The 12,399-nt window shown below is 44.4% G+C and carries 12 protein-coding genes; 9 read left to right on the top strand and 3 right to left on the bottom strand.

Going from position 1 to position 12,399, the window contains the following annotated elements:
- Positions 1-58: 58 nt before the first annotated feature.
- The 4 genes from QU661_RS06600 to QU661_RS06585 all read left to right on the top strand — a co-directional run bounded on the left by QU661_RS06600 (position 59) and on the right by QU661_RS06585 (position 4,935).
- Positions 59-1,246: an oxygen-binding di-iron domain-containing protein gene (locus QU661_RS06600; RefSeq protein ID WP_304989458.1), complete on the top strand. Its 1,188-nt coding sequence runs from the start codon at positions 59-61 to the stop codon at positions 1,244-1,246.
- A gap of 183 nt (positions 1,247-1,429) precedes the next feature.
- Positions 1,430-2,422, top strand: a complete 993-nt coding sequence (locus QU661_RS06595; RefSeq protein WP_304989457.1) for a Fic family protein — start codon at positions 1,430-1,432, stop codon at positions 2,420-2,422.
- Between the two features lie 120 nt (positions 2,423-2,542).
- Entirely contained in the window at positions 2,543-3,853 is a 1,311-nt protein-coding gene (locus QU661_RS06590) for a M18 family aminopeptidase (protein ID WP_304989456.1), read from the top strand.
- Positions 3,854-3,864: 11 nt separating this feature from the next.
- Entirely contained in the window at positions 3,865-4,935 is a 1,071-nt protein-coding gene (locus tag QU661_RS06585) for an ankyrin repeat domain-containing protein (protein WP_304989455.1), read from the top strand.
- Positions 4,936-5,034: 99 nt separating this feature from the next.
- Here QU661_RS06585 and QU661_RS06580 read toward each other — a convergent pair whose 3' ends face one another.
- The gene (locus QU661_RS06580; protein ID WP_304989454.1) at positions 5,035-5,913 is read right to left on the bottom strand and encodes a DMT family transporter; all 879 of its coding nucleotides are present in this window, start codon (positions 5,911-5,913) and stop codon (positions 5,035-5,037) included.
- A gap of 303 nt (positions 5,914-6,216) precedes the next feature.
- Here QU661_RS06580 and QU661_RS06575 point away from each other — a divergent pair, with 303 nt between their 5' ends.
- Positions 6,217-6,792 carry an HD domain-containing protein gene (locus QU661_RS06575; RefSeq protein WP_274948322.1) on the top strand — a complete coding sequence of 192 codons (576 nt, stop codon included), beginning with the start codon at positions 6,217-6,219 and terminating at the stop codon, positions 6,790-6,792.
- Positions 6,793-6,895: 103 nt separating this feature from the next.
- On the opposite strand, the gene QU661_RS06570 is transcribed toward QU661_RS06575, so the two are convergent.
- Positions 6,896-7,207 carry a YhbY family RNA-binding protein gene (locus QU661_RS06570; protein ID WP_304989453.1) on the bottom strand — a complete coding sequence of 104 codons (312 nt, stop codon included), beginning with the start codon at positions 7,205-7,207 and terminating at the stop codon, positions 6,896-6,898.
- Positions 7,208-7,304: 97 nt separating this feature from the next.
- Between QU661_RS06570 and QU661_RS06565 the strand changes: the two genes are divergently transcribed.
- The 4 genes from QU661_RS06565 (at position 7,305) to QU661_RS06550 (ending at position 11,737) form a co-directional block, all read left to right on the top strand.
- Positions 7,305-7,616: a hypothetical protein gene (locus tag QU661_RS06565; protein WP_304989452.1), complete on the top strand. Its 312-nt coding sequence runs from the start codon at positions 7,305-7,307 to the stop codon at positions 7,614-7,616.
- Positions 7,617-7,645: 29 nt separating this feature from the next.
- Entirely contained in the window at positions 7,646-8,842 is a 1,197-nt protein-coding gene (locus tag QU661_RS06560) for a DUF4317 domain-containing protein (protein WP_304989451.1), read from the top strand.
- A gap of 230 nt (positions 8,843-9,072) precedes the next feature.
- Entirely contained in the window at positions 9,073-10,695 is a 1,623-nt protein-coding gene (locus QU661_RS06555; RefSeq protein ID WP_304989450.1) for a malolactic enzyme, read from the top strand.
- Positions 10,696-10,783: 88 nt separating this feature from the next.
- Positions 10,784-11,737 carry an AEC family transporter gene (locus QU661_RS06550; protein ID WP_304989449.1) on the top strand — a complete coding sequence of 318 codons (954 nt, stop codon included), beginning with the start codon at positions 10,784-10,786 and terminating at the stop codon, positions 11,735-11,737.
- Positions 11,738-11,901: 164 nt separating this feature from the next.
- Here the strand turns inward: QU661_RS06550 and QU661_RS06545 are convergent, their stop codons facing one another.
- Positions 11,902-12,378: a hypothetical protein gene (locus tag QU661_RS06545; protein WP_304989448.1), complete on the bottom strand. Its 477-nt coding sequence runs from the start codon at positions 12,376-12,378 to the stop codon at positions 11,902-11,904.
- Between the last annotated feature and the right edge of the window lie 21 nt (positions 12,379-12,399).

Here is a 12,399-nt window from a genome sequence, read left to right as displayed (position 1 = left end):
TAATAACGCTCAAATGAATGGTTGAAACCAAGCGCAGTATGATTATAAGGAGACTAGTATGAGAAAGCTTGTAAAGGGTAACGTAAGCTGGTTAGGATACATGGACTGGGAACTCGAGATGTTCCATGGAGATGAGTATTCGATCTTGAATGGGTCTAGCCAAAATGCATTTTTGATTGAGGAAGAGAAAACGATTCTGGTGGATACCGTGTGGCTTCCGCACAGAGATGAGTTTATAGATAACTTGAAGGCTGAAGGGGTGCTCGATAAGATTGATGCAATCATCGTAAACCATGGTGAGCAGGACCATTCGGGCTCGCTGCCGGCGCTACTCAAGGAGATTCCGGGTACACCTCTTTACTGCACAGCGGCATGCGTGAAGAGTCTCGAAGGACAGTATGGCAAGCAGGGCTGGAACTTCAACGTTGTAAAGACTGGTGACAGCTTAGACATCGGAAACGACAAGCAGCTCGTATTTGTGGAGATGAAGATGCTGCACTGGCCAGACTCGATGGCTACATACATGACTGGTGACAATATCCTGTTTTCTATGGATGCGTTCGGTCAGCACTTTGCAGTTGAGGAGATGTTCAACGACCTCGCGGATCAGGCGCTGCTCGATAAGGAAGCGATGAAGTACTTTGCAAATATCCTCAATCCTTTCGCGCCATTTGTAACCAAGAAGCTTGCGGAAATCGCTGAATTGAACTTGCCAATAGATATAATTGCTCCGTCACATGGTGTAGTATGGCGTGATAATCCTGGTCAGATTGTTGAGAAATACGCTGCTTGGGCAGATGCTTATCAGGAGAATCAGATTACTGTTGCATACGACACGATGTGGGAGGGAACGACTAAGCTGGCGCATGCAATCGCTGATGAGATTCACAAGCAGTCATCGGATACTGTTGTAAAAGTCTATAATATCGCAAAAGCTGATAAGAATGAAATCATGACCGAGGTATTCAAATCCAAGGCCATTGTTGTTGGTTCGCCGACTTGCGTGAACGATGTTTTGACAAGCGTTGCAGGATGGTTATCGTTCCTCAAGACACTCAAGTTCAAGAACAAGAAGGCTGCTGCATTCGGCTGTTACGGCTGGAGCGGTGAGTCGGTTAAGATTCTACAGACTAAGCTCGCTGAGGCTGGTTTTGAAGTTATGGAAGGAAATGTACGTTCCTGCTGGAATCCAGATGAAGAGGACTTCGCAAAGATTCCGGATATGGTTGCGGAGCTTGTTAAATAGGTTTGTAGCACATATAGATATCTAAATATGGGATTTAGGGGACTATAGAATAGAGTTAAAACCCGCGCTACTGGTGGTTAAGTGGTGCGGGTTTTCTATATTTACAGCTATGCGATGCCATGATACACTCAAGATAACACCTAAGTTAAAACCCAAGATAATTAAGTCAAAGTGAACACCCAGATGTACAAACCACCATATAACATAACGGAATCAATGCTCAAGTTAATAAGTGATATCTCTGAGAAAGTCGGTAAGATACAAGGCTACCACACCTTGAGCACCCACCCGAATCTACGGAGAAGTAACAGGATAAGGTCTATTCATTCGTCGCTTGCGATCGAAGCAAACTCACTATCTCTTGCTGAGGTCAGAGACGTAATTGATGGCAGAACTGTCATCGGTAACAGGGACGAGATTAAGGAAGTTCAAAATGCTTATCGTGCATACGAAGACATTCAAGAAATCAAGCCATTTAATATGGAAGATTTAAAGCGTATGCATGGAGTAATGACCGACGGAATTGTGCCGGAATGCGGTAAATTCAGAAGTAGTGAAGAAGGTGCTTTAGACGGGGATAGATGCATATTCATGGCTCCGCCAGCGAAGCTCGTAACTGGACAGATGAACGATTTATTTGAATGGATGAACCGAGAGAAAGGAAACGTTCACCCACTGATTATGTCATCTGTATTTCATTATGAGTTTGTATTCATTCATCCTTTTGCAGATGGAAATGGTAGGATGGCCAGGCTATGGCAGACTGCACTTTTATATGGCTGGCGTGAACTTTTTCAGTATGTGCCATTTGAGAGTCAGATTAGAAACTGCCAAAGCGAGTATTATGAAGTGATTGCTAGATGCCATAAGAATGGCGATTCTGATGAATTCATAATGTTCATACTGAAGCGACTAGATGCTGCGCTCGGGGAAGTTTTGAGTAAACCCACTGCAATGTATGAAAATACCACTGCTCAGGTAGAGCGACTGATGGAAACTATGGAATTTGATATACCTTATACAGCCGTACAGCTCATGGGAGCACTTGGGCTAAAGTCGAGAAAGTCTTTTAGAGAAAATTACTTGCAGCCTGCGATAGAGGACGAGATTATAGAGATGACAATTCCAGGCAAGGTGACTAGTCGAAATCAGCGGTATGTAATGAAGAAGAAATAATGCTACTATGATATACTGCTTGTAATGGATTCAAATATAGATAAATCGCGCTAGTGTAAGGTGAAGGATACGTAGAACCAAATGCTAGCGAGAAACACGGATATATAGAGGGAGAATTCGATGACAGATTATAACAAGGAACTCATATCATTTCTAGATAAGTCACCGACGGCTTTTCATGCGGTAGCTAATATTAAGGCGAGGCTTGAAGAGGAAGGTTACACTGAGCTTGCAGAGTCTGCAAAATGGGAGCTTTCAGAAGGCGGAAAGTACTTCGTGGTTAGAAACGCTTCGAGCATAATTGCGTTTAGGACTCCAAGCTTTGATTTTACTGGCTTTATGATCAGTGCTGCTCATTCAGATTCACCAGCATTCAAGGTTAAGGAAAATCCTGAAATCGTTGAAAACGGATATGTAAAGCTCAATGTCGAAGGTTACGGCGGTATGCTCATGGCTCCGTGGCTCGATAGACCGCTGAGTGTTGCTGGCAGGATAATTGTAAAAAATGGTAATAAATACGAGGTTAGGCTCGTTAATGTGGATAAGGACTTGCTGCTTATTCCAAATGTCGCAATTCATATGAACCGTGATGCTAACAAAAACCAGACGTGGAACGCACAGGTTGACATGCTCCCTGTTCTCGGCTCGGTAGATGAGGCAAAGGGTTCATTTATGAGAATTATAGCTGAGGCTGCTGGCGTATCAGAGTCAGATATACTCTCGCATGACCTATTTCTATACGTTCGAGATAAGGGCAAGGTGTGGGGTGGTAGAGGCGAGTACATCTCAGCGCCACACCTAGATGATTTACAGTGCGTGTACGGATGCCTCGAGGGCTTCATCGCAGCGAAGAATTCACACAGCGTACCAGTGCTAGCGGTTTTCGACAATGAAGAGACTGGTTCTCTCACCAAGCAGGGCGCAGATTCCACTTTCCTAGAGGAGGTGCTGAAACGCATCTCACTCGCTTCAGGCGAGGATGAAGAAGGATACTATAGGGCGGTTTTTTCAAGCTTCATGGTGAGTGCGGATAATGCACATGCAGTGCATCCAAATCATCCTGAGAAGGCGGATCCTATAAATAGACCTATGGTAAATAAAGGCATAGTAATCAAGTTCAACGCTGCACAGCACTACACGACAGACGCCGTGAGCTGTGCGGTTTTCCGTGACATCTGTGAGTCGAATGATATACCAGTTCAGGTATTTACAAATAGATCAGACACAAGAGGCGGCAGCACATTGGGAAACGTATCGAATGCCCACGTATCGCTGAACACCGTCGATATTGGGCTGGCACAGCTAGCGATGCATTCGTGCTACGAAACTGTAGGCGCAAGGGATACGAAGAACCTTGTAGATGTGATGACAGTATTTTACTCGAAGACTTTTAGAGTAGATAAGGCTGGCTCATTTGAACTGGTGGATTAAGAGGAGGGCTCATGGCTAAGAAAAAGAGAAAGACGTTACCTAGCGACTTTTACGAGATACTGCGTAGAGGTGATATCGAGGAGATAAAAGCGGTATTCGACAAATGCGAGATTACAGCTTATGCAGGTCGCTGTGACCTCAACACTGCTTTGCATCACTATGGAATCCCATCTGAAATCATACCTTGGCTTGTAGAGGAGGGACTCGATGTCAATACACTGAACTCTTACGGACGTACTCCACTTAATTTCCACGCTAGAAATAACGCGAAGGTGTTTAAGGTGCTGTTTGAATTAGGCGGTGACGTTGCTACGCCAGATAATTATGGAAACACACCTCTTCATAGCGCTGCATCTGGATACGTACCAGATAATGTAAAGCTGCTCGTCGAGCAAGGAGTTGACCTAAACGCTAGGAACAGTATATGGAAGCGCACGCCTCTCGAGGAGGCGCTTGTATCATGCCGAGGAATAGATATAGGGAAATGCGCGAAAGTTGCTGAAATTCTCGTAGATGCAGGAGCTGAGGTGACGCCTGCGGTCAAGGAATATGTGAGAAAAATCGGTGAGGATGTCGAATTCCATAGAGGAAGCTCCCACCCAGACTATGTAGATGAGATAGATACGGGGCTTGCCAAGCTTTATCAGCTATTTGATGTAGAGCCAGTAAAGGCTCGCAAAATCCACGACGGTGTATCCCCGATTGTAGTAGAAGGTAATACTTGGAATGAACAGTTTGCAGAGCTCTGGGAACTCCTGATACCTTCACATGGTGCAGCAGAGACTCTTCAGGGCGAGGTTGTGAGAATTGCTGGCCGCGTTCAGGATGAGATGAATAGAAATGGCGGGTGCAACTGGAACAGAGATTATCGCATGATGCTAGACGATTTCGTAAAGCATGTAGCAACTGGGGTATCACTGCCTGAGGCGGAACTCGAAGAGGTTAAGAGCCTGGCTTCGAGCATAAGTCCTAGAGGGGATTTTAATGAGACTTCACTAGATAGACTGTGTGAGCTTGCGACTAAGTGGGTGCTGCTAAATCCGGAACCGGTCAAGCTCGAGACACCGAGGTATAAGAGGTAGATGTAACTCCTCAAGAAGTGGGGATATAATATTTAATAAAATAATAAATTAAAACGCCGCGCCGCCCACTCGGGCAGCGCGGCATTCTACTATCTAATCTTAATTTGCCTGCTGTTCATTCTTCGATTTGAAGAAGATTATAGTACCAGCCGTTATGATAATCGCATATCCGATGAAGCTATAGATATCTGGAATTTCACCGAACACCATGAATCCTAGCGCAGTTGTGAAGATGATTTGCGAATAATCGTAGATTGAGATTTCCTTTGCAGGGGCATAGCGATATGCACCAGTGATAGTGAACTGCCCTCCTGCAGCGGCAAAGCCTGCGCAGAGAAGCATCAGAATCTGGTATGGGCTCATCGGTGCATGATATTTCAGCACTATCAGCGGTACCATAGATAGGCAGCTGAAGGCTGAGAAGCAGAAGACGATGACCGCCCTCTGTACACCGTTAGAGCCGAGCATGCGCACCATCGTGTATGCGAGACCCGCGCCTATACCGCCGATAAGACCAGCGGCCATACCTAGTGGATTTCCTGAGAAGCCCGGCTTGATTACGAACAGTGCACCTGTCATGGCGAGCATTAAGCAGAAAATCTGGTATTTCTTAGGAACCTCTTTGAGTATGATAATCGAAAAGATAATCGTTGCAAATGGCGAGAGCTTATTGAGCATGCTGGCGTCTGCAACCATTATATGGCTCACTGCATAGAAATTTCCGAGGATCCCGATCGTGCCTGCGGTCACTCGCACGAGCATAGGTATATAGTTTTTGCGTCCGATTTGTATTGGCTGTTTGTCCTTAATCAGTACAATCGCAGCGATGATTGCGGCTATTAGGTTTCTGAAAAAGGCTTTTTCCACAGCCGGTAGGTCACCCGAGAGCTTGACGAAGATTCCCATCAAGGCGAAGAAAAATGCTGAAGATACTATTAATAATATGCCTTTATTCTTATTATGCATTACTTTTTCCATCTTTATTCCCATCCCTATCACTGTTCCTATGTATAACTCTATTCCTGACGTTAACTTTACCTTTACTCTATCTCTTCTTTTCAGTATATTTCAATGCGTGCATAACCGCATACAAAATCGTACGAAACCACCGCTAGACTCGACTACATGTGTACTCGAGAATTGCGCATGATAATGTGGTTGTGCAATTTACACATCTACTATCTTATTGCATGTCATTAAATCAGTCAAATGCGATATATAGCCAACATAAGCAGTTTGTGTTAAAATTTAGATTAATATATTTGCAAAAGGAGAAACAAAATGAGCGAGCACATTACTAGAGAGCAGGCTAATGAACTGCTACATAAATATGTAAAGGGAGAGAACTACATCACGCATTCGTATGCGGTTGAAGCGATAATGAGGGGTCTTGCAAAGAAGCTTGCTCCTGATGAAATAGAGTTTTGGGGTATCTGTGGCTTGCTACACGACCTAGACGAAGAGACGGCTGATTGGCGTACAGACATGTCCACTCACGGACCGGTTTCGGCACAGATTCTAAAGGACGAAGGCTACGACGAGCCAGTTATGGCACAGGCTATTTGCGCGCATAACCCGGAGTCTGGCGTTATTGCGAAATCCACTTTAGAGATTGCACTTCTTGCTGCTGACCCGATGAGCGGATTCTGCAAGGCTGTCGCGCAGATTTACCCAGATAAGAAGATTGCGAGCGTTAAGCACAAGTCGGTAAATAAGAGGTTTAAGGAAACGAGATTTGCAGCAGGAGCGAACAGACAGTACATGGCGGCTATCGAGGAAATAGGCATTAGCTTTGATGAGTTTATAGACATTTCGCTGGAAGCGATGCGTGAGATTGCTGATGAGATTGGACTATAAATGTAAAAGCACTTAGCAGCCCGAAGATGGGAGCTAAGTGCTTATTCTTTTATTTCTGTGTATATATCTGTTTCTATCAACTTTAATATTTAATATATAAAAACTACTTGCGAGGTGCCTTCGGCAGCTCAATTTTTACATTCTTAGGATTTCTCGCCCTTCTATATAGCACGAAGCGGCGTCCGATCGCTGCGACGAATTCAGCGTGAAGAGTTTCGGCAAGTTCGCTACATACATCGGTAGGGTTGAGCAGTGAGCCTTCCTGAATCTGACCTTTTACAAGTTCATTCGCCGTAAGATTTTCGTCGATAGAACGGACGATGTTCTCCGTGAGGTCAGCCTTGCCAATATATACAGTCGGCTCGATCTTCTGAGCGAGCCCCTTTAGATAACTTCTTTGCTTGCCTGTGAGCATGTGTTCTCCTTGATATTTCTGAAATGTAATATAAAATTAATATGTGCACTATATTAACACAACACGGCACATTAATCCATAGAGAGGCGGGAGAAACATGGCAGATGGAAGATGGGTTATGACGGAAAATGAGCTAAATAGCGTGGCTTCCGGTTTTAAAGAGACAGATACCGTGGCTCTGCCAAATGCAGGTAAGCATTTATCGGTAGACGTCCGAGGAGGCTCTAGCGATGCGTGTAACCGCGAGATGGGGTATAATGAGATATGTGCATTTTGCGGATCGGATAAAATGCGCGTGGGATTTGGTAAATACGGCCAAGGCTTTGGCTGCCGCTCGTCCAAGTGCGAGGATTGCGGAGGAGTCACGGACTTCGTGTACAAGGATGAAGTGGGGAAGTTTTTTAGATAGAAGGGAAACGGGTTTCGTTAGGAGACAAGATGAATCGCAAGGAAATTAGAGAGATCAAGAAGAGATTTAGCCCGGATATGAACAATTTTGGGCATATTTATGGTTGCTACGTCAATGCTGCGCGAGAGATTATTACGTACATGGATTCGCCGACGATGCTCATGGAAAATGAAGAGCGCGAGATGTACATGAAGACTCTAAAGAAGGTGCTGTCTGGCGCGCTAGGCAGGAATCTACTAGATGTTGAGTTCTCAACGGCTCAGGTCGAGGATAGCGATGAGCATAGGTTGCTTCAGACGCTGAGGACTTCGCATCTCAGCAACGAGACTATGCGCAAGATTTTATTCCAGAGAATTATCGATAGCGTAGATATGGGGGATACTGGTTACGTTATCTTGCTGGCTGCTGATGCCTATGATGTGCCATATAAGGATAGCGGTAGTGACGAGTGGCCTCTGGAGTCGACGGATCAGTTCGAGTATTTCGTTTGTTGTCTGTGTCCTGTAAAAGACCCGAAGGGTGCACTCAGGTACCTTGCTGAGGAGAAGAACTTCCGCGGCGCATCGACGGGCAGCATACTCGGGGCTCCGGACATGGGCTTCATGTTCCCAACATTCGATGATAGGATGACTAACATATATCAGGCGCTCTACTATACGAGGAGTTCGGCTGACATTCATAGCGATTTTCTCAAGGCGGTGTTCAACCTAGACAAGCTGCCGATGGCGGCAAATACACAGAAGAATGCATTTGACAGTGCACTTGCTGACTCGCTAAAGGATGAATGTGATATCGATATCGTGAAGGCTCTTCATAGCCAGATAGGTGAGAAAATAGATCTCCTTAAGGAAGCAAAATCCGATGAAACTCCAGAGATTCACATCAATGAGCTAGAGGAAATTCTCATGAAGAGCGGAACCTCTGACGAGGCAATCGAGAAGTTCCATGATACGTGTAAGCAGTATTTTGAAGGGGAAGAATTCTTTAACCCTGAGAACCTCATCAACCGCAGGCAGTTTAAGATAGAGACTCCTGAGGTGAATGTCAGTGTGGATCCAGAGCACGTATTTGGAATCAAGACGGAGGTTATCGATGGTCGCAGCTATCTGATGATTCCAATAAGTGAAGGAATTACGGTGAATGGTGTGGATGTTAGCATTCCGGATGGAAGTGAAAGCGATGCAGTAGGAGCAGGAGAGCGAGAAGGGGAAGAAACCGAAGCCTAATAGTGTTAATCTGGCTTCTGCGGTGAATATGCTGAAATATGGAAGCATAGCACCGAACTGATTAAATTGATGCGAATAATAAGAATGAAAACGGAGAGCCTGAACGATGTTCGGCTCTCCGTTTGGTTTGTGTGGATTTCATGTTTAATTGCGTAAAAGCTTTACAGCGAACAGTTAGAGGCATATGATGTAGTAAATTTTAATACAGGTGTATAAAGTGGAGGTGGACTATGAATGCACATGATATTTTAAATAATCCTTTTCTTAATAAAGGAACCGCATTTACTCTAGAGGAGCGTCAGGAGTTTGGGCTTATTGGCCTATTGCCACCTTACGTTCAGACCATCGAGGAACAGGCTGCTGAGACTTATGCGCAGCTTCATACCAAGGCTAATAATCTTGAGAAGAGACTCTTTCTCATGGAAATATTTAATACCAATCGCACACTGTTCTATTATCTTTTCTCACATCATCTAGAAGAGTTCAATCCAATTGTCTATGACCCAACTATTGCCAACACTATCGAGGGATACAGTAACCTCTTTGTAAATCCTCAGTATGCAGGTTACCTCGATATTAATCATCCAGAGCATATTGAGGAAACCCTTAGAAATGCAGCTGGCGGTAGGGATATAAGACTGATTGTAGTGACCGATGCTGAGGAGATTCTCGGAATTGGCGATTGGGGTGCAAATGGTGTGGATATCTCAGTAGGAAAGTTAATGGTGTACACTGGCGCGGCAGGAATTGATCCAGCTACGGTTCTACCACTAGTTATCGATGCAGGAACTAATCGTGAGTCACTGCGCAATAGCCCTAACTATCTTGGAAATCGCCATGAGAGAATACGTGGTGACCGCTACTATGACTTCATCGATAAGTTTGTCAATGTGGCAGAGAAGCTATTCCCTAAGCTGTATCTACACTGGGAGGACTTCGGGCGTTCAAATGCCGCAAATATTCTCGAGAAATATCGTAAGGATATTCCTACCTTTAACGATGATATACAGGGAACGGGTATAGTAACGCTTGGCGGAATCTTCGGATCGCTTGCGGTTACAGGTGAGAAACTCACCGACCAGGTATACCTATGCTTTGGTGGTGGAACTGCCGGTGCAGGGATTGCCTCACGTGTACTCCGCGAGATGGTAACTATGGGGCTTTCAGAAGAAGATGCTTACAAGAGGTTCTTTATGGTGGATAAGCAGGGACTTCTCTTCGATGATTTGGATGATTTGACTCCTGAGCAGAGGCCTTTTGCTAAGAAACGTTCGGATTATCCTAACGCAGATAAGCTGACAGACTTACTTGAGGTTGTGAAGACAGTAAAGCCAACAATACTTGTTGGAACATCAACAGTACCAAATACTTTTACGAAGGAAGTTGTTGAGGCTATGTGCGAGAATACTGAACGCCCAATGATTTTCCCTCTATCAAATCCAACGAAACTTGCAGAGGCCACTGCGGAAGATTTAATTGCTTGGTCTGATGGAAAGGCTTTCGTAGCAACTGGAATCCCAGCAGGTACAGTTTCGTATAATGGTGTTGATTATGTGATTGGACAGGCTAATAATGCGCTAATATATCCAGGTCTAGGGATTGGAATGCTCGCATCGGAGGCAAGCCTACTGACAGATGAGATGATTGGGGCTGCAGCTCACTCACTGAGTGGAATCATTGATATGAGCAAGCAGGGAGCACCTGTGCTACCTCCTTTCAAGTACGTAGCGGATGTATCCATTAGAGTTGCAGAAGCAGTTGCTAAGACTGCCCAGAAGCAGGGACTTGCGCGTGCTGAAGAAACGGATATGGTCAAGGCTGTTCAGAATATGAAATGGTATCCAGAGTATTAAAATTAGAGATTAAAATATCCCCGTGAAGGCCGGATTATGTCCGGCTTTCACGGAATATAAAAGGGTTTAGGCTCTAGAAAGGAGCGATATGGAGATATTAATCACCTCTATACAGAGTATTATTCCAATTATTGCGATAATAGCCTTAGGATACTTTCTACAGAATCACGGATGGTTTGGAGAGAACTTTGGGTCTAATCTATCGCGTTTAATAATGAATATTGCATTACCTGCATCTATTTTCGTATCAGTGATGAAGTATCTAACCTTCGATAAACTTGTTAGTCTATCTGAGGGACTCGTCTATACATTTGCTGCATTTGGACTAGGATATGTTGCAGCCTTTATTGCAGTTAAAGCATTTCATGTAAGGCCGGGACGCAGGGGCACGATGATAAATACCTTTGTAAATGCCAACACCATTTTCATAGGTTTGCCTCTCAATATAGCGTTATTTGGGAACAAGGCTTTGCCATATTTCCTCATATACTACATCACTAATACCGTTTCAACCTGGACTCTAGGAGTTTACCTGATGTCTAGCGATAGCAAATCGGGTAAGCATAAGAGCGCAGAAAAGTTCGACTGGAAGAAGCTGCTTCCAGCGCCGCTCGTAGGATTTTTAGTGGCGTTAATATTCCTCGTTTTGAGGATTCCAGTACCAGCATTCGCTACTAGCACACTGACATATGTAGGAAATATCGTGACACCTCTGTCACTGATCTACATCGGCATTGTTCTTGCAAAGGCTGGGCTTAATACGATTACCCTTGACAAGGATACAGTTGTAACCCTAGTTGGACGCTTTATTTTGGGACCAATAGTTATGGTTGCAATTCTAATGATCACAGCTAAGAATATGCCAGTTGATGAATTTAGGACGTTCGTTATACAGGCGGCTGCACCTGCTCTAGCGGTGCTGCCAATCCTCGCAAGCCATGGAGATGGTGATGTCGAGTTCTCGACTAATGTAGTAACACTAAGTACGATTCTATTCGTCATAGTAGTACCGATTGTTGATACACTGCTCGGATTTATGTAGGACGATGGAAATTATTGAGAGAAAATCGAACTACAGAAACAGGATGAATAATAAGTGATAAAAAATGGTATAGTAAAATGTACCGACCTCCTAATCGTTAGATTCTGGTCTAACTGGGGGTCGGTACATTTGTGATTTACTATAGCCATTTTTCTTTATGCACGTTACTTGCCGTCTTTATACACTTTTGCATTTTCGAGCACTACGTACGTAGCATTCTTGTCATCAGGCAGTGTCTTGAGAGTGAATTTACCAGAGATGACAAATTTCTTATCCTCCGCTGGCAGTTTCGATGCTTCACCTTTCTTGAGCTTAAATAGCAGGCCCTGCTGACAGCATTCTGTCGCATCTGGGATTAGACAATATGTGGATCGTTCTCCGGTGCTAGGGTCAACGCTAACGACATAATAGCCTTTTACCTTGACTGTCTTGCCGACGTACTTCTTAGGACTTGTCATCATGTTGGATACCTCAGAATAGATTGCCGTTGTACTCATGGTACTGAGATCAAGGTCAACATGACCATCCGTCTTTGCCTTATTGTGAGCTACGATATGGAGTGTAACCCCGATACATACTGATACAAAAGCCAGTAGCGTGATTATTATTATAATTAGTTTAGTCCTTTTATTGTTAGTCATTTTATCATCTTTGCATTCTGT

Source organism: Mogibacterium neglectum (genome assembly GCF_030644205.1).
In the GTDB taxonomy this organism is placed as follows: Bacteria; Bacillota; Clostridia; order Peptostreptococcales; family Anaerovoracaceae; genus Mogibacterium; species Mogibacterium neglectum.
This window is presented reverse-complemented; position numbering and strand designations above follow the sequence as displayed.

Bases quoted from the DNA above. Each gene is read 5' to 3' on its own strand.
- QU661_RS06595 (WP_304989457.1), top strand. From the start codon at position 1,430: ATGTACAAACCACCATATAACATAACGGAATCAATGCTCAAGTTAATA.
- QU661_RS06570 (WP_304989453.1), bottom strand. From the start codon at position 7,207: ATGCTCACAGGCAAGCAAAGAAGTTATCTAAAGGGGCTCGCTCAGAAG.
- QU661_RS06585 (WP_304989455.1), top strand. From the start codon at position 3,865: ATGGCTAAGAAAAAGAGAAAGACGTTACCTAGCGACTTTTACGAGATA.
- QU661_RS06555 (WP_304989450.1), top strand. From the start codon at position 9,073: ATGAATGCACATGATATTTTAAATAATCCTTTTCTTAATAAAGGAACC.
- QU661_RS06560 (WP_304989451.1), top strand. From the start codon at position 7,646: ATGAATCGCAAGGAAATTAGAGAGATCAAGAAGAGATTTAGCCCGGAT.
- QU661_RS06590 (WP_304989456.1), top strand. From the start codon at position 2,543: ATGACAGATTATAACAAGGAACTCATATCATTTCTAGATAAGTCACCG.
- QU661_RS06550 (WP_304989449.1), top strand. From the start codon at position 10,784: ATGGAGATATTAATCACCTCTATACAGAGTATTATTCCAATTATTGCG.
- QU661_RS06580 (WP_304989454.1), bottom strand. From the start codon at position 5,913: ATGGAAAAAGTAATGCATAATAAGAATAAAGGCATATTATTAATAGTA.
- QU661_RS06600 (WP_304989458.1), top strand. From the start codon at position 59: ATGAGAAAGCTTGTAAAGGGTAACGTAAGCTGGTTAGGATACATGGAC.
- QU661_RS06575 (WP_274948322.1), top strand. From the start codon at position 6,217: ATGAGCGAGCACATTACTAGAGAGCAGGCTAATGAACTGCTACATAAA.
- QU661_RS06545 (WP_304989448.1), bottom strand. From the start codon at position 12,378: ATGACTAACAATAAAAGGACTAAACTAATTATAATAATAATCACGCTA.
- QU661_RS06565 (WP_304989452.1), top strand. From the start codon at position 7,305: ATGGCAGATGGAAGATGGGTTATGACGGAAAATGAGCTAAATAGCGTG.